Origin of the sequence: Cohnella luojiensis, from assembly GCF_004564235.1 — a bacterium.
In the GTDB taxonomy this organism is placed as follows: Bacteria; Bacillota; Bacilli; order Paenibacillales; family Paenibacillaceae; genus Cohnella; species Cohnella luojiensis.
Genome location: NZ_SOMN01000006.1, coordinates 25479 through 47795 on the forward strand (window position 1 = coordinate 25479; position 22317 = coordinate 47795).

Annotated in this window: 21 protein-coding genes; 7 read left to right on the top strand and 14 right to left on the bottom strand. The window is 51.0% G+C overall.

The genetic code is table 11. The features are described from left to right. Positions 1–24: 24 nt before the first annotated feature. Positions 25–1044 (top strand): LLM class flavin-dependent oxidoreductase, encoded by a 1020-nt coding sequence (locus E2980_RS06910; RefSeq protein WP_135151418.1) that lies wholly within the window; start codon positions 25–27, stop codon positions 1042–1044. 131 nt (positions 1045–1175) lie between these two features. Then, positions 1176–2558 carry a hypothetical protein gene (locus tag E2980_RS06915; protein WP_135151419.1) on the top strand — a complete coding sequence of 461 codons (1383 nt, stop codon included), beginning with the start codon at positions 1176–1178 and terminating at the stop codon, positions 2556–2558. An 84-nt stretch (positions 2559–2642) separates the two neighbouring features. Here the strand turns inward: E2980_RS06915 and E2980_RS06920 are convergent, their stop codons facing one another. From E2980_RS06920 to E2980_RS06940, 5 genes are all read right to left on the bottom strand, one after another. Continuing rightward, the gene (locus E2980_RS06920; protein WP_135151420.1) at positions 2643–3050 is read right to left on the bottom strand and encodes a DUF6232 family protein; all 408 of its coding nucleotides are present in this window, start codon (positions 3048–3050) and stop codon (positions 2643–2645) included. 136 nt (positions 3051–3186) lie between these two features. Next, positions 3187–3618: an L-fucose mutarotase gene (fucU, locus tag E2980_RS06925; RefSeq protein ID WP_135151421.1), complete on the bottom strand. Its 432-nt coding sequence runs from the start codon at positions 3616–3618 to the stop codon at positions 3187–3189. A 30-nt stretch (positions 3619–3648) separates the two neighbouring features. Beyond that, complete coding sequence (locus E2980_RS06930; protein ID WP_135151422.1) at positions 3649–5142, bottom strand: rhamnulokinase; 1494 nt, start codon at positions 5140–5142, stop codon at positions 3649–3651. 38 nt (positions 5143–5180) lie between these two features. Beyond that, positions 5181–5837, bottom strand: a complete 657-nt coding sequence (locus E2980_RS06935) for a class II aldolase/adducin family protein (protein ID WP_135151423.1) — start codon at positions 5835–5837, stop codon at positions 5181–5183. A gap of 77 nt (positions 5838–5914) precedes the next feature. Beyond that, positions 5915–7705, bottom strand: a complete 1791-nt coding sequence (locus E2980_RS06940; RefSeq protein WP_135151424.1) for an L-fucose isomerase — start codon at positions 7703–7705, stop codon at positions 5915–5917. A gap of 124 nt (positions 7706–7829) precedes the next feature. Here E2980_RS06940 and E2980_RS06945 point away from each other — a divergent pair, with 124 nt between their 5' ends. Further along, complete coding sequence (locus E2980_RS06945) at positions 7830–8855, top strand: LacI family DNA-binding transcriptional regulator (RefSeq protein ID WP_135151425.1); 1026 nt, start codon at positions 7830–7832, stop codon at positions 8853–8855. A gap of 730 nt (positions 8856–9585) precedes the next feature. Here E2980_RS06945 and E2980_RS06955 read toward each other — a convergent pair. Beyond that, the gene (locus tag E2980_RS06955; RefSeq protein WP_135151427.1) at positions 9586–11064 is read right to left on the bottom strand and encodes an amidase family protein; all 1479 of its coding nucleotides are present in this window, start codon (positions 11062–11064) and stop codon (positions 9586–9588) included. Between the two features lie 122 nt (positions 11065–11186). Beyond that, positions 11187–11828 carry a nitroreductase family protein gene (locus E2980_RS06960; protein WP_338080639.1) on the bottom strand — a complete coding sequence of 214 codons (642 nt, stop codon included), beginning with the start codon at positions 11826–11828 and terminating at the stop codon, positions 11187–11189. A gap of 169 nt (positions 11829–11997) precedes the next feature. Here E2980_RS06960 and E2980_RS06965 point away from each other — a divergent pair, with 169 nt between their 5' ends. Both E2980_RS06965 and E2980_RS06970 read left to right on the top strand, forming a co-directional pair. Further along, positions 11998–12915, top strand: a complete 918-nt coding sequence (locus E2980_RS06965; protein WP_135151428.1) for a helix-turn-helix transcriptional regulator — start codon at positions 11998–12000, stop codon at positions 12913–12915. A gap of 116 nt (positions 12916–13031) precedes the next feature. After that, positions 13032–13262, top strand: a complete 231-nt coding sequence (locus E2980_RS06970; protein ID WP_135151429.1) for a hypothetical protein — start codon at positions 13032–13034, stop codon at positions 13260–13262. Between the two features lie 66 nt (positions 13263–13328). Here the strand turns inward: E2980_RS06970 and E2980_RS06975 are convergent, their stop codons facing one another. From E2980_RS06975 to E2980_RS06990, 4 genes are all read right to left on the bottom strand, one after another. Beyond that, the gene (locus E2980_RS06975) at positions 13329–13610 is read right to left on the bottom strand and encodes a DUF3817 domain-containing protein (protein ID WP_135151430.1); all 282 of its coding nucleotides are present in this window, start codon (positions 13608–13610) and stop codon (positions 13329–13331) included. A gap of 79 nt (positions 13611–13689) precedes the next feature. After that, positions 13690–14370, bottom strand: coding sequence for a DNA alkylation repair protein (locus tag E2980_RS06980; protein ID WP_240702917.1), 681 nt, complete (start codon positions 14368–14370; stop codon positions 13690–13692). A 14-nt stretch (positions 14371–14384) separates the two neighbouring features. Further along, complete coding sequence (locus tag E2980_RS06985; RefSeq protein WP_135151431.1) at positions 14385–15341, bottom strand: RluA family pseudouridine synthase; 957 nt, start codon at positions 15339–15341, stop codon at positions 14385–14387. Between the two features lie 6 nt (positions 15342–15347). Then, positions 15348–16265, bottom strand: coding sequence for a helix-turn-helix domain-containing protein (locus E2980_RS06990; protein ID WP_135151432.1), 918 nt, complete (start codon positions 16263–16265; stop codon positions 15348–15350). A gap of 184 nt (positions 16266–16449) precedes the next feature. Here E2980_RS06990 and arfA point away from each other — a divergent pair, with 184 nt between their 5' ends. Both arfA and E2980_RS07000 read left to right on the top strand, forming a co-directional pair. Continuing rightward, positions 16450–17958 carry an arabinosylfuranosidase ArfA gene (gene arfA, locus E2980_RS06995; RefSeq protein WP_135151433.1) on the top strand — a complete coding sequence of 503 codons (1509 nt, stop codon included), beginning with the start codon at positions 16450–16452 and terminating at the stop codon, positions 17956–17958. A 156-nt stretch (positions 17959–18114) separates the two neighbouring features. After that, on the top strand, positions 18115–18435 hold the full coding sequence (locus tag E2980_RS07000) for a hypothetical protein (RefSeq protein WP_135151434.1): 321 nt from the start codon (positions 18115–18117) through the stop codon (positions 18433–18435). A 102-nt stretch (positions 18436–18537) separates the two neighbouring features. Here the strand turns inward: E2980_RS07000 and E2980_RS07005 are convergent, their stop codons facing one another. The 3 genes from E2980_RS07005 to E2980_RS07015 form a co-directional block, all read right to left on the bottom strand. Next, the gene (locus tag E2980_RS07005) at positions 18538–19632 is read right to left on the bottom strand and encodes a carbohydrate ABC transporter permease (RefSeq protein ID WP_135151435.1); all 1095 of its coding nucleotides are present in this window, start codon (positions 19630–19632) and stop codon (positions 18538–18540) included. Beyond that, entirely contained in the window at positions 19632–20738 is a 1107-nt protein-coding gene (locus tag E2980_RS07010) for a carbohydrate ABC transporter permease (protein WP_135151436.1), read from the bottom strand. The genes E2980_RS07005 and E2980_RS07010 overlap by 1 nt, the downstream gene beginning before the upstream one ends. Before the next feature lie 95 nt (positions 20739–20833). Next, positions 20834–22258, bottom strand: a complete 1425-nt coding sequence (locus E2980_RS07015) for an ABC transporter substrate-binding protein (protein WP_135151565.1) — start codon at positions 22256–22258, stop codon at positions 20834–20836. Positions 22259–22317: the final 59 nt, after the last annotated feature.

Consider the following 22317-nt stretch of genomic DNA (forward strand, 5'->3'; position numbering starts at 1 on the left):
TCAAATAAGAGGAGGACCATTAGCATGACAACATCCCGTCCCGTCACTTTCTCCGTTCTTGACCTAGCCAGCATCACTATGGGCAGCACGCCAGCCGTTTCTCTTCGGAATTCGCTCGATCTTGCGCAACATGCCGAGAAGTGGGGCTACCACCGTTTCTGGCTCGCGGAGCACCACAACATGCCCGGTATCGCGAGCTCGGCGACATCCGTCGTAATCGGTCACGTCGCGGCCGGAACGACGACGATTCGGGTAGGCTCCGGCGGCATCATGCTGCCGAATCATGCCCCTTTGGTCATCGCCGAACAATTCGGTACGCTCGAGTCCCTGTTCCCGAATCGGATAGATTTAGGTCTCGGAAGAGCGCCGGGCTCCGATCAAGCCGCATCGCGAGTACTGCGCCGGGGACTGGAAGCGGGCGGAGAGGATTTTCCGGAATTGTTGAACGAGCTTCGGTCCTACTTTAACCCCTCCGGCGCCGCTATTCATAACGCGGTTCGCGCCATTCCGGGTGAAGGGCTGAACATTCCGATTTGGTTGCTCGGCTCAAGCGGCTTCAGCGCGCAATTGGCCGGACGGCTCGGACTTCCGTTCGCATTCGCAAGCCATTTCGCTCCGGATTATTTGCTTCCGGCATTGGAATTGTACCGCAGCAACTTCCGTCCCTCGGAAGCATTGGATAAGCCTTACGCGATGGTCGGCGTGAGCGTCACCGCCGCGGACACGGAACAGGAAGCAAAGCGGCTAGCCACCTCGCAGCAGCAAGCCTTCCTTAATATGATCCGAGGCCGGTTCAGTCAATTGCCTCCTCCTGTGGATAGCATGGACGATCTATGGTCTCCGCATGAAGAAGCGGCTCTTCGTAAGCAATTCGGCTATGCCGTGGTCGGAAATCCGGAGCAAGTAAACACAAGGCTACAAGCAGTTATCGATGAGACCGATGCGGACGAGTTGATCATCGCTTCGCAAATCTTCGACCATGGCGCCCGGTTAAGATCTTTCGAGATCATTGCGGATGTCCGCGAACGATTAATCCGCAAATAATTTACCCGATATCCCGACAATTGCTTCCCTAGACGGTTAGCGACTTGTCGGTTTTTTATTGACTGTGGAATGAGAGGATGATATGATTTCCATTATTTCTTAGTATTCTCATAAGATATGGAGGTTTTATCATGCAAAAAACATTGCGAGCGGGTTCCAAGCTTGTGCTAGCCAGCGTTATTCTTCTCTCGAGTTCGATTACCGGTGCAAGCTCATGGGCATCGGCAGCTAACGTACATACGGATCAAGCCGCTTCCGCATCACCGTCGATCGTAAAAGAATATGCGCTGTTTTTGCAGGAAAAGCATGGGGTTGTTCTCCACGAGAAGGTAACCAAAGGCCAATTCGTATCCGCTATCGCGGGCGCGCTAGATTACGAAGCGCCCGCGAAAGCCGTAACTTTCTCAGATCTTGCCGATGGCTCCCCCTATTATAAAGAGGCCGCGGCGTTATACGAGAAAGGAATCTTAACTTCAACGACCGTTAAGGCATCGACTCGCTTGTCCGCGCTTGAAGCCGTACAGTTGTCATTAAAGGCCGCCGACCTTGAAGAACTAGCTTATACGTATCCGACAGCCAAAGTTAAAACCGCCCTCTCCAAGCTGAAGCTGAACTGGAGCTCGGGCGCGTACAGTTCCAGAGGCGCGCAAGAGCTGGCTGCGGCCGTAGACGCCGGATTGCTCCCCTCCGAATTCTATGGCGAAATCAAGAACGGCGGGAAGGCATCCCAAGCTCTCGCTACCTTCTTGATCGGTAAAGTCTTGGAAGTCAAAGGCCAATATAAGCACTATGTCGGTTACTCGTCGGATTCGGATATTTACGCCAAATTGAACGATGCCTATGACACATCCGATATCATTAGAGCGCCTGAGCTTCAGAAAATCGTCGACGAAGCGCTCAAGCAAAATCTCGTGACGGGCTACAACTTGAAGGATAGCCGTTACGATGCAAACTTCATAGATTCGCTGTCGTTAGTCTATGGACATTCGGATTTCCAGCACGCGCTCCAACTGATCGGACTCCTGCGCAGCGAGAAAATCATTGCCAAGGTTCAATTCGAGCCTAAAACCTCTGCCTTCATCTACTTAAAGGAATGGGGCGATCCGGGGGTATCCGACTTATACGAGGTCGTTCAAATCGAGAACGGCAACTACATCGAATACGCCAAAGAATACGATCTCGCGTTTGAATTCGCCACGGTCGCCGACAAATCCCGTTTCGATCAAATCGTGCTCCAGTATGCCAAGAAGAACGAAGACAACCAACCGGGCCTCATCTACGGGTCTTGGTGGCAGCCGCTGTACTACTCCTTAACCGAACTTAACAATTACAAGAAAATCTCCAACAACAAAATCGAAAAGGGCCGCTACTACGCACAATCCTTCTCTTTGAAGGAACAATCCGCCGCCGTAACGTCCGGCTTCCGGAAACTCGATCCTTCGTTGAAGGTCATCAACTATGATTTCTGGGTAGATGGTCCGTTCTATAACTATTTGAATGGCGAGTCCAAATAATGCAATAGCGACGATAAAAGACCTCCGGTTTCGCCCTTGCGGCGAGCTCAGAGGTCTTTTGGCCTTAGACCAGGACTTTATATGCTAACTAATCATCAGGCTCCGCTGCTTCGTCTCCACGATGCAGCGGCTGAACGCATTGGCCAGTCCCTCCAGATAAGCGTAATCGGTAACCCCGATCATCTCTCTTTCGCCTGAAGTGAACACCAACCAAAGCTTGTGGACGGGTTTAATGAATATATATAATGCTATCGATGCTATGAGGCCTAGAATTCCAATGAGGGATAAGATGGAATGAAATCGGAAGTCCCACGTGAATCCGGTTACAATTAGGAGGATTTCAAGAACCAGCAGCGTATAAGGGATCTGTCTTTTGGATTTGACGAGTTTAACCGAACACAGATGCTGCATCGCGAATCGGGTGTTGCCGCTAATGAACAATTCCTTCGTTATCGTAAAATTGTTATCCTTATAGATTGGTTGGTTTTCCATCTTATTTCCTCCTCAAGGATGTGTTCTACCTGTTAGTTCGACGCCCGGATGGAAATACCTACTTATCTCACTCTCCATAAGCGAAAAATCCTGCACCCAGAGTGATAGGAACAGGATTCGGAATCATTTTATGAAATTACCCCTTAATAACGCCCTTCTTCAAAATCACGTTCGCATAAAGCGCTCCCTCGCCGGTTGCAACTATTGCATAGGCGTTCTTGGCACGTTCATAGAACGCGAAGCGTTCCACTTCTTCGAACGGCGCCGTGAAACCCGAACGCGCTTCGATGATCTCGCCATAGACGTTCCAGATTGGAGTTTCCGCCGTATCTCCCGGTACCACTTGCATAAGCGCCACCGGTTTATCCACGTAAGAGTCCAATGGGAACAAACGAAGGATCGCATCGAGCAGCTCGGGAATGCCATGCCCGTCGGCGCGGATCAATCTCTGCGCGTGGCTAGCTGCTGGAAAGTTGCCGTCCGCGAGCACGATCTCGTCGCTATGCCCCATCTCCATGATTACTTTAAGAAGCTCAGGCGAAATCAAGCTGGAAATACCGATCAGCATATCCGTTACCCCCTAGATTGAACGCTACTATTAAACTCTGCCAAAGTGAAGAAAAGTCCCGTAGGCAGTCGACCAGCCAGCATCCGCACTCGGTTCGTACACGTCGATTGGGAACGAGGCAGCAACGAGGTTGCGAGCTTCCCTCAAATCCTTGCAATCTCCTAACGCCACAAGCTGCATCAGCATATTACCGATTGCGCTTGCTTCGATAGGCCCTGCCCATACCGGCTTTCCTAATGCGTTTGCCGTAAATCTACACAGCAGCTGATTTTGAATGCCGCCTCCGACCATATGCAGGCCTCCGTAATGACGAGCGGTAAGTTGCTCCGCCTGCTCTAGCGCCTGACGATAACGCAATGCCAAGCTTTCCAGAATGCAGCGAACGATCTCTCCCTCGGATTGGGGAATCGGTTGATTCGTCTCTTCGCAGAAGCCGCGGATTTTGTCCGCCATACCGCCAGGCGAGAAAAATCTCGGGTCGTCCGGATGAACGAGACTTCGGAACGGTGCCGCTTGCTCGGCAAGACGAACGAGCTCGGGAAAGCTTATCTCTTTCCCTTGCTCATCCCATTCCCGTTTGCACTCCTGAAGCAACCATAGGCCCATGATGTTTTTAAGCAATTGGTAGGTGCCGCCTACTCCGCCTTCGTTGGAAAATTCAAGCTTCATCGCCTCTTCGCTGAGCAGAGGTTGCGACATTTCCGTTCCAAGCAACGACCACGTCCCGCATACGAGAAAAGCAAAAGGACCATCACCCGCAGGTACCGCCGCAATCGCCGATTCCGTATCGTGAGTTCCGACGGCTACGGCCTGCATGGAAGGGATACCCAACTCGGCGGTAACGCCCGGCGACAATGGTCCAACGATCGTTCCCGGTTGGATAGGTTCTAGGAACAGGCGGGAAGGAATCCCTAGCTTATCCATCAATTCCGTATTCCATGCTTGCGTTCCCGGATGGTAGAGCTGTGTTGTGGTCGCCATCGTGAACTCGCATGACTTCACGCCGGTTAGCAAATACGTTAATAAGTCAGGAGTTAAGAGAAAGGTTTGGGCGATATCCAGCTTCGGCGAAGCGGCCTTCTTCATCGCATACAGTTGGTAGAGCGTATTGAAGGGCATGAATTGCAAGCCGCTTTGCAAGAACAAAGTTTCTTGCCCGATTAAACCGCTAACTTCCTCAATGAGGCCCTCCGTATGGGAGTCGCGATAATGATAAGGATTGCCGAGCAGCTCGCCGTTGGCGTCCAGCAGACCGAAATCGACGCCCCAAGTGTCGATCCCGAAGGTGGAAGGCTCGTAACCGCTTTGGAAAGCAAGGCGAATCCCTTTTTTCATCTCATGCAGCAGCCGCAAAATATCCCAGTGCAGGTGATTGCCTACTTGAATCGCAAGATTGGGAAAGCGGTGGATTTCCGTTACCTCAAGCTTTCGCTGCCCATCGGAATCGGATAACAGACGTCCGATCAAAGCCCGTCCGCTGCTCGCCCCCATATCGAATGCCAAAACCGTAGTTCCCGTTGTCATCGTTTCTCCTCCCCCTCCCCTATTCGAAACGAGAGTTTCTATTTCATTTTCTGCAACAATTCAATCCGGTAAGCTTCGCTCTCCAATGACGCGATTTCCTCGAACTCTTCTTTGGTCAGCACCTTTGGCTCCTTGATCGCCGTTGCGATGAGGAAGATTTTCGCGCTTTCCTCCACCACTTCCGTACGATAGTAAGCTTCGCGAAGGTTACGGCCGGTCGTTACCAGACCATGGTTGCCCAGCAAGATCGAGGCATGCTCGATTTTGGCGACTACCGCGTCGGCAAGCTTATCCGTTGTCGGTAAAACGTAATCCACATACACGGTTTTGCCGACTAATGCGGCTTGGTCCGGGAACATGATCGGCAAGTCTTTCTCCACTAGCGTAAAAGCGATGCAATAGGGCGGGTGCGTATGAACCATGGCGCCGATGTTCGGATTTTGACGGTAGGCGTACAGATGCATCAGAACCTCGGAAGACGGACGCAACCCGATATCGGTGATATGGCCTGTCTCGATGTCTACTTCCACCCACTGCTCAGGCTTGATTTCATCTAGCGCGAAACCGCTCGGGGAAAGATACATTTTACCCTCGAAACGGGCGCTAATGTTGCCTCCGGGCCCTACGACAAGCTTGTTGGTTACGGTTTTCTGCGCGTATTTGCATAATTCCTCGCGAATGGCTTGGCTGCTCATGGGTTTTCTCCGTTCTATGGACAGACAACCGCCGCCTGCTTCGGGAGGAAACAGGCGACAGCGTCGTCGACTTATTATTATTTGTATAACGGTCCGAAGTTGTTGCATGCGCGATAGTCGGCGCTTTCCGCGTTATCCGTTCCGAAGAGGCCCCATACGCGCGGACGGAAGATTTGATCTTCCGGCACGTTGTGCATGCTGACCGGGATGCGCAGCATCGAAGCAAGCGTAATCAGGTCTGCGCCGATGTGCCCGAAGCTGATCGAGCCGTGGTTAGCGCCCCAATTATCCATGACGTCGTATACGCTGCCGAACGAGCCTTTGCCCGTTAAGATCGGAGCGAACCAAGTCGTCGGCCACGTCGAGTCCGTACGTTTGTCGAGCGTATCGTGAACATCGGCAGGCAGGTCTACGGAGTATCCTTCTGCGATTTGCAGGACCGGTCCGATTCCCTTCACCAAGTTCAAACGTGACATCGTCATCGGCATGCCGCCGCGAGTCAGGAAGTCCGAGGAATATCCGCCCCCGCGGAAATATTCGACGGACGCCGGACGCCATGAGGTAGCATTCAGACACTTCTGCGCTTCCTCCGCGGAGATTTCCCAGAACGGCTTCATGGCCGGTTTGCAGTTTTTCGTCTGCTCTCCCGTTCCGTCGAGCGTCGCCGGTCCGGAGTTGATTAAGTGAAGCAATCCGTTCGCCGCTGCGCCGGTTAGCTTATGACCCGTAACGCGCTCAACGGAATCCGGGCTCCAGTAAGTACGTACGTCCGCGAAAATCTGCGCGGTGTTCGTCAGCAGATTACCGAATAACATGACCGCTCCGTTCAGGCTGTCGTTCTCCGTGGCGACCATGTAAGGCGCGCGGATTCCGTTCCAGTCGAACGAGGAGTTCAGAATCGCTTCCATGAAGTCCCCGTTAGGGAAGTGGTCCGTCCATTGGCGTTGGCCTTGGAAACCGGAGACGATCGCGTTATGCCCTTGCGCTTCTTCGCCGTAGTCGAGCTCGGCCAAACGAGGGTTGCCGACCATCAGGTCGCGGGCGATGATCGTCATCTTAACGACGGTTTCCCAGTCCTTGTCTTTGCGTTGGCGGGACGTTTGGATCTCGGCCGGATTGTTGTCCGGACCTTCGATGCAGTTTTCCTTCACCCATGCAAGCGCTTTCTCGTATTCCGCCGGATCATAGATTTTCTCGTCCATACGGCGTACGAATTCGCTCATGTCCACATATTCCGTGCGCAGCCCCAAGTATTCTTGGAAGAAGCTATCGTTCACGATCGAACCGGCGATTCCCATCGATACGGATCCCATGGATAAGTACGATTTGCCTTTCATGAGGGCGACCGCGAGTCCCGCTCTGGCAAAACCGAGTAATTTGCCCTTCACATCCTCCGGCACGTCCGTCGTTCCCGCATCCTGTACGTCTTTGCCGTAAATGCCGAATGCCGGAAGCCCTTTCTGAGCGTATGCCGACAATACCGCCGCAAGATAAACCGCGCCCGGGCGCTCCGTGCCGTTAAAGCCCCATACCGCTTTCGGAATCGCAGGATCCATGTCCATCGTCTCCGTGCCGTAACACCAGCAAGGGGTAACCGTAATTGATACTCCAACGTTTTCTCTTGCGAATTTGCTGGCAGCGGCTGCAGATTCAGCAACTCCGCCGATACAAGAATCGGCGATGACGCACTCCACTGGCGATCCGTCAGGGTAACGAAGGTTATCGGAAAATAGCTTGGCAACGCCGATCGCCATGTTCATCGTTTGATCTTCCAAAGATTCGCGAACGCCCTTGCGTCTTCCGTCAATCGTTGGACGAATCCCGATTTTCGGAAATCCGCCGTTCCATCTGAAGTTTTGCTCTGCCATAGTTTTTAGCCTCCATAGGTAAATATAATGTTACCGATAACCTTAAATTATCAGGGTAAACGCTTGCTGTCAATTCTTTAATTTTGTAAAATAAGTGTAGATATTGACGAGAAGGAGCGCACTTATGGTTACGATATACGATATTGCGGCCAAAGCCGGTGTCTCCGCGATGACGGTTTCCAGGGTTATCAATAACACGGGTAAAATCAGCGATACGACGAGAGCGAAAGTTCGTCGGGTCATGGAGGAATTAAACTACGTTCCTAACCATATGGCGCGCAGCCTAGTGCTTCAGCAGAGTAATTTACTGTTCCTGCTGATTACGGATATTACCAACCCCTTCTATACCACGTTGGCGAGAGGCGCCGAGGATGCGGCCAAGAAACACGGCTACCGCCTCCTGTTCGGAAACTCGGACGAGAACGTAGAGAAGGAAAAGGATTACGTCGATACGATATTGGCAACGAGAGCCGATGGCGTATTGGTTGCGCCAGCCGGCGACCCTTCATTGCCCCATCTGGAGACGCTTCGCAAGCATCAAGTGCCCTTCGTACTTCTAGATCGGGAGGTACCGGGGATGGACAGCGACATCGTGCTCGGCGATAGTAAGGAAGGCGCGCGCAAGCTTGTCGATCACCTTACCTCGCAAGGACATAGAAGAATCGCCTTGATTAATGGATCTCCCTACATCTCCAGCGCCCGGTTAAGACTGGAAGGCTATAAGGAAGCATTGAAGCTTAACGATCTCGCCTACGACGAGAGCTATGTACTGGAAACAGCCTTCGAGCCCCGCAGCGACTTGTCGGAGATCGAAAGCTGGCTTGATCGAATGGATCCTCTGCCGACGGCGATAGTCGCCGGGAACAACGTGCTCGCCGTCGAAGTCATACGAACTCTTCATGGACGCGGCATCCGTGTGCCCGAGCAAATGTCGCTCGTATGCTTCGACGATCTCGGTCCTTATTCCGAGATCGATCCGTTCCTAACGGTCATCGCCCAGCAAGCTTACCAATTCGGTTATCTCGGCATGCAGATGCTCGTCGAACGCATTCAAGAGCGCGGCGAATCCGGACTGCCCTGGAAGAAAATCGTCCTTCCGGCGGATATGATCGTCCGGCGGTCTGTTGCGGCGCTCCCATTGCGGAAGTAGTTAGACTAAATAGAACTGCGGCACTCTCAACAATGCCGGTATAGATTTAGTTAGAGCAAAACGCCTACTTTAGCCGATCTAGCCATACTTTTTATGGTTACAGCTTTCAAGTTGCCTACTTTAGCCGCTCTAGCCATACTTTTTATGGTTACAGCTTTCAGGTTGCCTACTTGAGTAGCTCTAACCATACTTTTTATAGTTACAGCATCCAAATTGCCTACTTTAGTTACAATTATCGGCATGCACATAAAAGCCAATCCGCAATTCAGACTGAGGACAGCACACGCTTCTTACACTCAAACAGTTATTCGGATTGAGCCGATCTGTAACAATAGGTGATCAAATGGGATTCCTCCTCTTGTTAGTAAGCAAAAGAAAAAGCACCCGAAGGTGCTCTATCCGAATACTTTATCCCCTGCCCAGGAAAATAATTGTTGTGTACCATATCTCAAAGAATACCAAGCAAATTGCAAAGTGTTGGTTCTCCACAAGATGAAGATTAACACGGCGATGAGAATTAGGCACCCACAACCTGGCTGATCAGATTTGAATGCTCCAATAACGAAAATGATGACCAATATTCCGCGTATTATCCAAAGCAATACTCTCTCTCCTCAACTAATGATACAGAACTTCCATCTTAACAATAAATATAATAAATATAATAACTATTTTTACGAGTTCCCTTGCTAATCCTTTGAGATCAGCCGTAATTAATCCTGCAGATAGTTTAGAGTTTAGGCGGGAACCTGCGCTTTGTCGCTTGTTCGAAGCTATAGGCGATTCTCAACAATGTCGGTTCGCTGAAAGCCCCGCCTACGAAAGTGACGCCGTGCGGACCTTTGGTCGTTGCGCCGCCCGGGACTGTAATTCCAGTCGAAGCGAACCCGAACGGAACCGTGATTATGGGGTAACCCGCCCTGGCCGCAAGATCGTATCCCCCTCCATCCGCCCCGAGGAATAAAATCGCATCTAGCCGGTGTTCCCGCAGCACAAAATCAATCCCCTGCATTCGAGCCAACTCTTCGTTTTTCTTAATACTATCCAAGTACTCCGTCTCCGTCAGCGTCCCGCTCGTTTGTTCCGACCAGATGAGCGTGCCTTGTCCGTATTTCAAAGCGATTTCCGCGTGTTTCTCGTTATACGCTATGACCTCTTTCAGCGAATGAACGGGGATATTCTCCGGTAATTTGACCAGATAATCGTTAAGCGTTTTCTTGAATTCGTAACGAAGCACGTTCCAATCCCATTCCGTCTCTTCGCAAGGAAGATGGACGGGATCGATAATCGTCGCCCCTTTGCCCTTCATCGTCTCGATCGCTTCTTCGATGATCTCCAGCCTGGCTTCATCCAAATCCCGATAGTAAAACCTAGGGACTCCGATCCTTGCCTTGCTTAGGAATTCCGCATCCAAAAACGCCGTGTAATCCCGATAGGAAGCGCCGGATGATAAGGTTGCGGGATCGCGTTCATCGCTCCCCGTTAGCGCCCCCAGGAGGATTGCCGCGTCCGTGACCGTTCTTGTCATCGGACCCGCAGAGTCTTGGCTGCTCGTGATGGGAATGATTCCGGTACGGCTTACTAAACCGATCGTCGGCTTCATGCCGACAAGACAATGCTGGTTCGCGGGACTTATGATGGACCCCGACGTTTCCGTGCCGATCGCCGCCGCCCCTAAATTCGCGGCGATGGCCGCGCCGGACCCCGAACTCGAGCCTCCGACGAATAATTCCCCGGGGCCGTAAGGATTAAGTACTTGCCCGCCACTTGAACTGTACCCGGACCACATTTCGGACGACATGAAATTCGCCCATTCCGTCATATTCGTTTTGCCTAGCAGCACAGCACCCTCGGCTCGAAGCCTTGCGGCAACGAACGAATCCTCGGCTGCTATCGAATCCGCCAGAGCGATCGAACCCGCGCTCGTGTGCATGTTATCATGAGTATCGATATTGTCCTTCAGAAGTATGGGGATTCCGTGCAGCATCCCTCGGCTTCCCTTATCTTCACGCTCCCGATCGAGCGACCGGGCAATCGCGATCGCGTCCGGGTTCACTTCCAGGATCGAATTAATAGTGGAATCATATTGATGAATGCGATTCAAGTAAGCTTGGACCAAATCTTCCGATGTGATTTCCCCGGATTCCATAGCCTTCTGCATGCCCGTAATATCCGCTTCGACGATCCATTCTTCCAATTTACGATTCATGAGCGAGACTCCCCATCACTTTTTAAGAGTTGATTCCTAGAAATCTTACCATAACATTCCTGAAATGGGCATTCGAAAAAAAGCGGAACAGAGACCTTCCTCTGTTCCGCTTCCGTTTATGGTCAACCTTCAAACCAGACGGTCTTCACGGTTCCCGGTTTTCGCTTGCCGATCGGTAGCTGCATGTCGGGGTAACCCACATAGATGAAACCAACGATCTGCTCGCGATCCCCTAACCCCAGCGCTAGCTTCATTTTCGGGTGATAAGCCGGATCACCTGTCCGCCATACCGCGCCAAGGCCGTTCGCATGCGCCGTAAGCAGCAAGTTTTGCACTGCAGCATGAGCTGCGGCGAGCTCCTCCGAAACGTTAACTCGCGGCAAATCCGATGGCACGCATACCGCAGCAATGACAACGGGGGCACGGAACGCTTTGGCGACTTCCTTTTCCAACCGTGCCACACGTTCTTCCCCGCTCAATTCCTGAAGCGTTTCCGCCGCAATATCCGCGTATGCCTGACCTAATACCCGCCTGCCCTCTCCAGTCATCACGATAAATTTCCAGGGCTCCGTGCCGTGGTGGTTCGGTGCCCAAACGGCCGCTTCAATCAGCTTTTCAATCAAATCCTTAGGAACAGGCTCATCCTTTACTTTACCGATGCTGCGTCGTCCTTGAATAATCTCCTCTAAGCTAGCCATGATCATCTTCCCCTTCATCTGATTGTCCGCACCGTCCCGTTCAGCCGCCCCGAGCCAGAAACTCATAGTGCGTGCCTTTCTCGATATAAATGATAATCTACTTTGATTATGAACTGAATAGGAATGGAAAACAATTGGGTGAAGAATGAACCTAACCCTGACATAATGTTGTCAGGGTCTACTCGGTATCATAATATGAAAAGGAATCATACAACGGCTAAGGAGGAACGAGAGAATGAAGCTGGATCGACTGCTTGCGATTACGATGGCTTTATTAAATCAAACCCGCGTTAGCGCGACAGAGCTAGCCGAGCGGTTCGAGGTTTCTTTGAGAACGATATATAGGGATATGGAATCGATCAACTTAGCCGGAATTCCGATCGTCTCTTTCCCCGGTTCCGACGGAGGGTATGAAATCCTGTCAGGTTACCGCGTCGATAAGCAAATCCTGTCCCTTGATGACTTCTCATCGATTTGCGGCGCGTTGCGCGGAGTGAAGTCCGCTACGAACAACTCGGATATAGACGGGCTGTTGGAGAGAATCGGAGCTCTGATGCCCAATAAATCGGGTTCCGTCGACACATCCGTGGATCTTGATTTTACCCCCTCGCCTAACGATAAGGAGAAAATCAAGCCTCTTCACCAAGCCATAAAAGATCTTCATTTGGTTCGGTTCGAATATTGGGACAGCAAGGGAAAAGAAAGTCTGCGAACGATCGAGCCGATGGGGCTTTTCCTAAAAGGATATGTTTGGTATATATACAGTTACTGCCTGGATAGAAGCGATATTCGAGTATTTAGGCTCTCCCGGATGACGCAGCCGCAGAGCTTGCCGCAGACGTTCGTCCGTCGCAACTATTCGTTGCAGGACGTTGAGCGACAGTTCTTGAGCCAAGCGAATTTCTCTAGGGTGGGCGCGTTACTGCGCTTTGATCCCGCCGTCAGAACGAGGGTGAGAGACGAATTCGGATATGACCAGATCCATGCGAATCCGGACGGGTCCCTTGATGTTAAAGCGAATTTCTCATCGAAAGAACGAGCAATCCAGAACATTCTTAGCTACGGCACTCACGTAAAAGTAATCGAACCGCAGGAAATACTCGAGGAAGTAAAGCTGCAGGTGGCTCAGATGCTCTCGCATTACTCTGCTTAGGATCAAAAAAAGCGATCGTTACCCGGATTTTTCCGAGAGCGCTCGCTTTCCTTCCGCGGAGCGACTTTTGGCCATTTAGTACCGGCGAAATAAGCGTTCCTGGCGCGGGTATTTGGTTGGTCGGGGGCACTTTCGGAGAAATAGCGGAACCCAGTTCAGTTATTGAGAGCATGGGCGGCACTTACGGCGAAATAGAGGAACCCAGTTCCGTTATTATGGCCCTTGGCGGCACTTACGGCGAAATAGAGGAACCCAGTTCCGTTATTATGGCCCTTGGCGGCACTTACGGCGAAATAGCGGAACCCAGTTCCGTTATTATGGCCCTTGGCGGCACTTTCGCGAAATAGAGGAACCCAGTTCCGTTATTGCGGCCATGGGCGGTACTTACGGCGAAATAGTGGAACCCAGTTCCTTTATTGAAGCTTGCGGTCTACATAGAATGGCCCGAAGGGCAGGAAAGCGGCGACAATCGCAAGCAGAGTCATGCCGATCGTGAGTTTGCGAACGATTACGGCATTAAGAATAGCTAACAGATATAAGGAAAATAAGAATCCGTGAATAATTCCGACGATCGTAACGACCTCCGGAATATCCGCGGCATATTTAAGCGGCATTGCTATTAAAAGTAAAACCAAGAACGAAATGGCTTCAAAAGTACCAATAAAACGTAATCGCCCGATTGGTGATTTTAACATTGCGCAACCTCCGGCTTGACCAAATTTCCTTTATCTTATCAACGTCCGGCAGGCAATGCCATGAACAAGTTGTGACTTTTCAACGCGAAACGTATTTTAGAGCTTCCCGTTCGCTCAGCGGCGACAGGCGAGTTTCCGCCACAAACCGACGAACCGCGTCTTCATCGGTTTTTGAATATTCCCGGAGCGCCCAACCGATCGCCTTGCGAATAAAGAATTCCTTTTCGTCCTTGCAACGGTTAATAAAATCGAACAATCGATCGACGTCAGTCCTCTGTTTGTATCGCAGTTGATACAACAGGGCAGTTCGACGCAACCAGAAATCGTCGGACTCTATCCAACGCTCCGCGTAAGCTGGAATCAAATCCGGATATCTCGTCAGGTGGTCGCCCATCGTATGGGAAGCCAAATAATCGACCGTATCCCACCATGACTTCGTCGTGATCAAACTCTCGAACGCTACGATATCCGTTTTTTTAGCCTGTTTGCCGTATTTCTCGAGATATGCCATCGCCACGTTCTGAAATTCGCGTTCGGGCAGCTGCCACAACTGCTGAACGACATAAAGCAATTCATCGCCGGCGGGAATTCCGTGCTTCGACCAGAACTCTTTCGTTAGGCTTGTCCGCTCGGGAGTCTTAATCCCTAGGAAGGGATACTGGTTGCGCATGTAGTCTTCCATCGATTTCGCCTTTTCGCGATCTGCATGCTGCCTAAACCAGGCCGCCAACGCGGCGATATATTCCGTAACTTCCGGCACCAGTATCAACTCCTCTAGAAATTCGGATCGAGACCTACCCGATCCGCAACCGTACGCATGAGCGCCGGAAGAGGCGCCTTAAATTCCCGGCCGTCAGGCAGCACGATGCGCCAAGCATGAAGCAGCTGATAATTCACTTCTCCGAATCTCTTGCCCCCATATTTAATGTCGCCGAGCAACGAATGTCCGATATCCTGAAAATGGGTACGAATCTGGTGCGTCCGTCCGCTGATCAGCTCGATTTCAACCAATGAATAGTCTTTTCCTGTTTGAACCACCCGATATCGGGTCTCCGCGGTCTTCACTTGGTCTGCGCCGCCATGCCGCGCGACATCGGTCTTATCCCCAACCACGTGCGTCCTGTTTTTCTTCTCGTCGCGGATGAGATCGCCCGATAAAGTCCCTTCGCCAACGAGCCGCCCCTCTACGATCGTTACATAGTATTTTTGCATCTCATGCTTCTGGATCCATTGATTCAATTGATGAAGCATCCCCGCCGTCTTTCCCACCAGTACGATGCCGCTCGTGTTGCGATCCAACCGGTTGGCCGTAGCCGGCATGAACAGAGGGCTGTCAAGCTCTCCCTTCCGATACAGGTACGCATGAACGCGATTAACGAGCGTGTCCTTCTGATCCGCTTTATCGGGATGGGTCAGCATACCCGCAGGCTTATTTACGACCATAAGCTCGGCATCCTCGTATAGGACGTCAACGTTGGCGTTAACGCCGACGTACTTCGTCTTTTTCTGACCAATGCTCGCTTCTTGATACGCCGCATCCTCTACGTACAAGACTAACTCGTCCCCGGCTACAAGCTCGTAGTTTTGATTTTTTCTTTTTCCGTTTACTTTCACTTTTCCGGAATCGATCATTTTATAGATTTGTCCCAACGGGATATTCGGCATCAGGTTTCTCAGGAAACGGTGCAGTCTCTTGCCGCCCTCCGAGGGGGTAACTTTGCGATTGATCATGAATCTCTATCTCCTCTGGCTGTAATACACGCGAATTTGGATATCTTGATTATAGTTGCCGAAGCCCGATCCGTACAAAGTCAGCCCGCCGACATGCGTGGCATCGTCCTCGACCGCGAAACGGAGGGTCCAGAAATGCTTGTCCAAACGCAAGTCGTTTAACGTCGTATCCGAGATTTGCTGCCCGTCCATGTAGGTACCGTTTCGGTTCACTCGAAGCACTTTCCATAAGCCGTATTGGTTAACTTGCGTCTTCCACCACTCCGGGGTATATCTTCCGCGGGCATTCCCTCCGAAATCACCCGGACTCGTCCATTCCCCTAACCGAACTTCGTTGAGATAGAACCGGATATCCGATGGCCAATGGTCATTCGCTCCCGGCGCTTCGGACGCTATTTCCAAAGAAATCTCCAATTCTTCGGGCTCTTGGCTTTGCAGCAAATAATTCGGCATTTTGTATTCCACGTAACCTTTGCCGAACCAGAGAATCGCAGCGTTTACCCGTTCGGGATCGAGGAAGTAACGCGGATCGTCGAACTGGCCGATCATCTTCTCGCGGGTCGCCAATCCGCAAGTAGGGAAAACCTCGAAGGAAGTATAATGCCCCACGGGAATATTCTGTTCATAAAACAATCTTTCCTCCGCCCCCGCGTAAGGAAGAGTGATTTCCACGTTGGTCTCGGCCAAGGAACATATTTTGTGGGTTCCGCCTTGCTTGCGGACCATTTTCGTATCGATTAATCCCGCAAGCTCAAGCTTGCGAACATGCATCGTCAGTATCGCGCTGCTAAGCGAAAGCCTTTCGGCGATTTCCTTCAGGTTCATCTGCTTCTCGGCGAGCAGCTCCAGTATCCTTAGACGCACCTCGCTAGCCAACGCCTCGTATAGAGGCAGCCATTTACGGTCAGTGTTCGCATGTATCATCGGGTTCCCCCCTCGCTTCGGCTCGTTCCTTTTCATTAAATTAATATATATATAAATCCTGAAAAGATCAAATAAATTTAAGAATTCTCTTGTTGCAAAATCGCTATTCATCCTGTTTAATGGATGTTGAAGTGTTATTTATATTTAATAATTAATAAATTTATTAATTTAAGGAGAGATTCCCATGTCCCACCACGCCAAAATGATCGTAGACAAAGATTTCGTTATCTCCACGATTGACGATCGCATTTACGGCTCCTTCATCGAACATCTTGGCCGCGCGGTATACGGAGGAATTTACGAGCCTGGACATCCTTCCGCGGACGAACGCGGGTTTCGCAAGGACGTCCTGTCTTTGATTCAAGATTTGCGCGTTCCGATCATCCGATATCCGGGAGGCAACTTCGTATCCGGTTACGATTGGAAAGACGGCGTCGGGCCTAAGGATAAGCGCCCTAGCCGACTCGAACTTGCATGGAGAACGATAGAGCCGAACCAATTCGGCTTGAATGAATTCGTGGACTGGTCCCGCGTTGCGGGAACCGATATCATGTGGGCAATCAATCTCGGCACGCACGGAATCGACGAAGCCCGCAACATCTTGGAATACGCGAATCATACCTCCGGCTCTTATTGGAGCGACCTGCGGATTAGCCACGGCTACAAACAACCGCATGCGATCAAAACTTGGTGTCTCGGCAACGAAATGGACGGCCCTTGGCAGATCGGCCATAAAACCGCGGTTGAATACGGGAGAATAGCGTGCGAGTCCGCCAAGGTCATGAAGTGGGTCGACCCGACGATCGAATTGGTCGCTTGCGGAAGTTCCAGCCGGGGAATGCTTACCTATCCCGAATGGGAATCGACCGTCCTCGACCATACTTACGAGCATGTAGAATTCCTATCCATGCATAACTATTACGGGAATCATGAGAACGATACGGCGACTTTTCTTGGCCGCTCCCTCGAAATGGAAGATTTCATCAAGAGCGTTGCGGCAACCTGCGATTATATTAAAGCCAAGAAAAGAAGCAAAAAAACGATGTATCTTTCTTTCGACGAGTGGAACGTCTGGTTCCATTCCAACGAAGCGGATAAAAAAATCGAGCCTTGGCAAATCGCGCCTCCTCAGCTCGAAGATATTTACACCATGGAGGATGCCCTTGTAGTCGGTTGCTTGCTGATTGCGCTGCTAAAAAATTCGGATCGCGTCCGGATGGCTTGTCTGGCACAGCTTGTTAACGTTATCGCCCCGATCATGACGGAGAACGGCGGTCAAGCTTGGGCGCAAACGATCTATTATCCTTACATGCACGCATCCGTATATGGGCGCGGCCAAGCGCTTGTGCCGCTCGTGCAATCGCCTAAGTACGACACCAAGGCTATTACGGATATCCCCTACTTGGAAACGATAGCCGTATACAATGAACAAGCTGGCGAAGTGACGGTGTTCGCGGTAAACCGGGATTTGAACAACTCCCTTCCCTTGGAGGTTGATCTTCGCAGCTTCGGAGAATGCCGAATCATCGAGCATTCCGTGCTCGAGAACGAGGATCTGAAAGCAACGAATTCCTCCGTTCAACCGAATCGCGTCAAACCGCACTCGAACGGCAACGCAAAGGCGGACGGCTCCAAGATCAATGCCGTGCTCGGCAAAGCATCTTGGAACGTAATCCGCATAAACGTTCTATAGGATTAACGCCTTCAGGGACTGAACGATAATCCGTTTTCCCTGGAGGCTTTTTTGTGAATTTTCATCATTTTTTTAGGAAAGTTACCCAAAACGCAAAAAATTATGTTATACTGAAAGCGCTACCAAAGCAACATCATTCTAAGGGGGATTGGAACGATGAATGTAGCACTGCAGGAGAAAAATGTGTACGAGGATTTCGAACCTCGTCAAGACACGTTGTTCTTCAAAGTCGGAGCACATGGATTAATCAGCTTTCACGGACGGAATTATAACATCAAAAAAAGACTGTCCGCCGATGAGAGAAATCGCCTAATTACGGATTCCGCGACGTTTTTCCGGATCACCTCGGATTGTTACGTGAACGTGCGGAACATTTCGGGCTTGGGCGAGGATCATATTTTCTTCGGAGATACCTCCAAGAGGTTATCCTGCTCCCACCGGAAACAACAAATGATCCGTCAGTTGATGAATCAATAAAGCTTGTATCGGGTGAAATTGCAACTTCGAAACAAAGCCTGAGTGAACCAAGGATTAAACTTCCTCGGTTGACCCAGGCTTTGTTTTCGTTTCTATCCCATCCTACCCTTTCACTGAGCCGCCAAGAAGCCCGCGGACAAAGTATTTCTGAAGGCCGAAGAACACGGCGAGCGGCATGAGCATAGACACGAATGCTGCCGCGGTCAACAAATGCCAATCGTTGCCCCTCGTGCCGACCATGTCGGCGATTTTCATCGAAAGCACCTGTACGCCCGGTTGATTGCCGATAAAGACGAGCGACACCAGATAATCGTTCCATACCCATAAAAACTGGAAGATGCTGATGGAAGCGATGGAAGGAACCGCCAGAGGCAGGATCAAGCGCGTAAAAATCGTGAAGTTCGATGCGCCATCCATGAAGGCTGACTCGAATAGATCTTTGGGAAGCTGACTGATATACGAATACATGAAATAAGTCGCCAGAGGCAGTCCGAAACCCGCATGCGCGATCCAGACGCCAAGAAAGGTACCGTTGAGCCCAAGCGCGGTATAGTCCTTCAATACCGGGATCATGGCCACCTGAAGCGGAACGACAAGAAGCATAATGACGATGACGAACATCGTCTTCCGCAATGGGAACCTTAGCCATGCGAATGCGTATGCCGCGAAGGTGGCGATAAGGATCGGAATAATCGTAGCGGGAATCGATACCGTTAACGTATTCAGGAACGCGCGCGATAATCCGCTGCCTTTCTTCGTCTTCACGCTTCCGTCGGTGTCCGTAATCTGGTACTGCTTGCCGGTAAGAACGCCTTTATAATTTTCCGTCGTGAAGGACGTATTCATTTTCCAGCCCGACTGTTGAACGTTAATCGTTCTGCCTCTTCTATTCTCCCAGATCAGCACGGAGCCATCCGGAGCTTTGACCCCGCTTCTGAGCTCGTCGTCCGTATACGTTGTCCCGTTCACTTCGATGGGCTGCCTTAAATCGGTGTCCTTGGGAAGCTGAATCTGATCCTTGGTCACGTTCTCCTTATGGGGAAACACGGACCACCAGCCGGTTTTCAGAATCTCCGTTGCCGGACGGAAAGAGGAGACGAATAATCCGATTGTCGGAACGAGCCAAATGAAGCAAATAAAAGCGAGAATGATATTGACGATGGTTTTGGACCCTTTCCTCTTTGGCCTGCGCCGCATCAGAATCCCCCCTGTTTGCGCATCTGCCGCAAGTTAAACACGATAACCGGAATAACCGCGATCAGAAGAACGATCGCTAACGTCGATCCATAACCGAAGTTTCGGTACATGAAGAACTGCCGGTAGAATTGAGTCGCTACCACTTCCGTATCGTATTGGCCTCCCGTCATGATCATGACGACGTCGAATATTTTGAGCGTGAACACGATAATGGTCGTCGTTACGGACAAGATGGTCGTCATAATGAACGGAATTATGATCCGGAAGAAAATCTTGATTTCTCCGGCTCCATCCATTCTGGCTGCTTCCAGCATATCCTCGGGTACGCCTTTCAAAGCAGCGGAGAATATCACCATCGCAAACCCGGTCTGCATCCATATGAGAATGACGATAAGGAACAAGTTATTCCAGGGCTGCATCATACTCGTCCAAGCTTGAGGCTCTCCGCCGAGCGCTACCACGACGGCATTCAGTAGTCCGACTTGTTCATCGCCGGGCTGATAATAATAGATGAACTTCCAAATAACCCCCGCAGCGACGAAAGAAATGGCCATCGGAAGAAAAATGATCGCTTTCGCAATGCGTTCGAAGCTGCTTCGATCCGCCAAAACGGCAATAAGCAGTCCTAGGACGATGCAAGCGGTTGCCCCGAAGAGCACCCATAACAAGTTGTTCCGAAGCGCCGTAACCAACAAACGGTTCGTAAAAATAGCCGCGTAATTGGCAAGCCCGACGAATTTCGTAGAACTTGCGTCAAGGAAGCTCATGTAGAGAGTACGGATCGTTGGAATAAGCAGCAGCCAGCTAAGAAGAAGAAATGCAGGGCCGACGAACAGATAGGGTTGAATACGCCGTCTCCATAAGTCAGAATACTTTTCAACGACCCAATTAAGCGACCAGTAAATCAAATATATACCGCCTACTCCCCATAGGATCGCTAATGCCGCATGGAGAATCGGATTTATTTCGCTGTCTCGAAGAACGATGAAAATCGCGGAGTGAAGAATCGCATTTAAAACCGGAACAAGAATGGACCAGAATAAGTTCCGGGAGAAATTCGATTTGGCTTTAGCTGTCGCTGTCGCTGTCGCCGTGGAAGTTATCATTAAGGTTCCAGCTCCTTCCATAAAAACCGGAGGGCAGCATACGTTGCCCTATACTGCCCTCCGCTTAATTCGATCATCTTTGTTTAATTAACTTTTTATTGCTTCCATCCTGCTTGAATTTCGTTCAACGCGCCATCCAAGTCAACCGTTCCGCTAACGTAGTCCGTCATTCCTTTCCAGAACGTGCCCGCTCCTACGGAGCCCGGCATCAAATCCGAGCCGTCGAACCGAAGAGTTGTCGCCTTCTGCGCCAATTCCGCCATCCGGCGTTCAACGTCGCTTGTATACCATGCCGGATCGGCATCGTTCATAGGCGCGATAACGCCGCCCGATTGAATCCAGGTTTTCAGCGATTCGCCCGTCGTGAAGAACTCCATTACGGCGCGTACTTCCGGACGATCGTTAAACATCGCGTAAATATCTCCGGCGACTAACACAGGGCTGCCGTATTGCGGATCGATCGGCGGCAAGTAGAACCAATCGTAGTCTTCGCCCGACTTCAAATTTTGCGGGAAGAAGCTTGTAATGAAGCTTGCTTGACGATGCATCCAAGCTTTCGGCTGATCCTCGAACATGACTTTGGGAGCGTCGCCGAATGAGGTAGTTACGATCGATTTCGTTCCGCCGTAAACGTAATCTTTGTTCAGCCAGATCTCGGACATTTTATTAACCGCGTTTTTAACGATGTCGTCCGTGAACGGAAGCTCGCCTTTGACCCATTTATCGTAATTTTCGGGGGTCGTCGTGCGAAGCATGATGTCCTCGATCCAGTCGGTCGCAGCCCAGCCGGTCGCCGCTCCGCTCTCGATTCCGATCGCCCATGCCGGATCGCCGTCCTTGGCGATTTGCTCGGATAGCGCAAGCAATTCATCCCACGTTTGCGGTATCTTGTAGCCTGCTTCTTCGAATGCTTTCTTCGGATACCACACTAAGCTTTTAACGCTGCTTCGGGCCCAAATTCCCGCCATTATGTTTCCGTTCGGTCCTTGCATCTTAGCCATGTCAAGCCAGCTTTTGTTGTAATTGGCTTTCAGCTTCTCGTCATCCATGAAGGAAGCAACGTCGATGACTTTGCCGGACTTCACGAAGGTATTCAGCAAGCCCGGCTGCGGGAAGTCCGCGATATCCGGAGCGCTTCCCCCGTCGACGCGAATGGAAATCGTCGCTTCGAACTCTTTGGAGCCCTCGTATTGGATATCGATTCCGGACTTGTCCTCGAAGGCTTTGATGGCTTCTTCGAATTTGACTTGGTCCACGTCCGTGAAAGGACCGAACATAGTTACTTTCGTGCCTTTATATTTGCCCGCCAATGCATCATCCAGCGCTGTGCCGCTCGCGCTTTCTTCCGGCGATGCGCTTTGCGTTGCTGCCGGCGTGCTGGCGGAAGCGGAAGGTTCGGTCGAGTTTGATGGCGATACCGATGCCGATGCAGGATTATTATCGTTATTTTTGCCGCACGCGGCGAGTAGAAGAGCAAAAACCAGAATCAGTGCAGAGATCACGGTGCGCGTTTTGTTCATTTTTTTCAATCGAATCAGCCCCTTTGGAAATTTGGTCATTCCATGTTTGTAACCGTTGA

Excerpts from the sequence above, each read along its gene's own strand:
- E2980_RS06910 (WP_135151418.1), top strand. The coding sequence starts at position 25 with ATGACAACATCCCGTCCCGTCACTTTCTCCGTTCTTGACCTAGCCAGC.
- E2980_RS06915 (WP_135151419.1), top strand. The coding sequence starts at position 1,176 with ATGCAAAAAACATTGCGAGCGGGTTCCAAGCTTGTGCTAGCCAGCGTT.
- E2980_RS06920 (WP_135151420.1), bottom strand. The coding sequence starts at position 3,050 with ATGGAAAACCAACCAATCTATAAGGATAACAATTTTACGATAACGAAG.
- fucU (WP_135151421.1), bottom strand. The coding sequence starts at position 3,618 with ATGCTGATCGGTATTTCCAGCTTGATTTCGCCTGAGCTTCTTAAAGTA.
- E2980_RS06930 (WP_135151422.1), bottom strand. The coding sequence starts at position 5,142 with ATGACAACGGGAACTACGGTTTTGGCATTCGATATGGGGGCGAGCAGC.
- E2980_RS06935 (WP_135151423.1), bottom strand. The coding sequence starts at position 5,837 with ATGAGCAGCCAAGCCATTCGCGAGGAATTATGCAAATACGCGCAGAAA.
- E2980_RS06940 (WP_135151424.1), bottom strand. The coding sequence starts at position 7,705 with ATGGCAGAGCAAAACTTCAGATGGAACGGCGGATTTCCGAAAATCGGG.
- E2980_RS06945 (WP_135151425.1), top strand. The coding sequence starts at position 7,830 with ATGGTTACGATATACGATATTGCGGCCAAAGCCGGTGTCTCCGCGATG.
- E2980_RS06955 (WP_135151427.1), bottom strand. The coding sequence starts at position 11,064 with ATGAATCGTAAATTGGAAGAATGGATCGTCGAAGCGGATATTACGGGC.
- E2980_RS06960 (WP_338080639.1), bottom strand. The coding sequence starts at position 11,828 with ATGAGTTTCTGGCTCGGGGCGGCTGAACGGGACGGTGCGGACAATCAG.
- E2980_RS06965 (WP_135151428.1), top strand. The coding sequence starts at position 11,998 with ATGAAGCTGGATCGACTGCTTGCGATTACGATGGCTTTATTAAATCAA.
- E2980_RS06975 (WP_135151430.1), bottom strand. The coding sequence starts at position 13,610 with ATGTTAAAATCACCAATCGGGCGATTACGTTTTATTGGTACTTTTGAA.
- E2980_RS06985 (WP_135151431.1), bottom strand. The coding sequence starts at position 15,341 with ATGATCAATCGCAAAGTTACCCCCTCGGAGGGCGGCAAGAGACTGCAC.
- E2980_RS06990 (WP_135151432.1), bottom strand. The coding sequence starts at position 16,265 with ATGATACATGCGAACACTGACCGTAAATGGCTGCCTCTATACGAGGCG.
- arfA (WP_135151433.1), top strand. The coding sequence starts at position 16,450 with ATGTCCCACCACGCCAAAATGATCGTAGACAAAGATTTCGTTATCTCC.
- E2980_RS07000 (WP_135151434.1), top strand. The coding sequence starts at position 18,115 with ATGAATGTAGCACTGCAGGAGAAAAATGTGTACGAGGATTTCGAACCT.
- E2980_RS07005 (WP_135151435.1), bottom strand. The coding sequence starts at position 19,632 with ATGCGGCGCAGGCCAAAGAGGAAAGGGTCCAAAACCATCGTCAATATC.
- E2980_RS07010 (WP_135151436.1), bottom strand. The coding sequence starts at position 20,738 with ATGATAACTTCCACGGCGACAGCGACAGCGACAGCTAAAGCCAAATCG.
- E2980_RS07015 (WP_135151565.1), bottom strand. The coding sequence starts at position 22,258 with ATGAACAAAACGCGCACCGTGATCTCTGCACTGATTCTGGTTTTTGCT.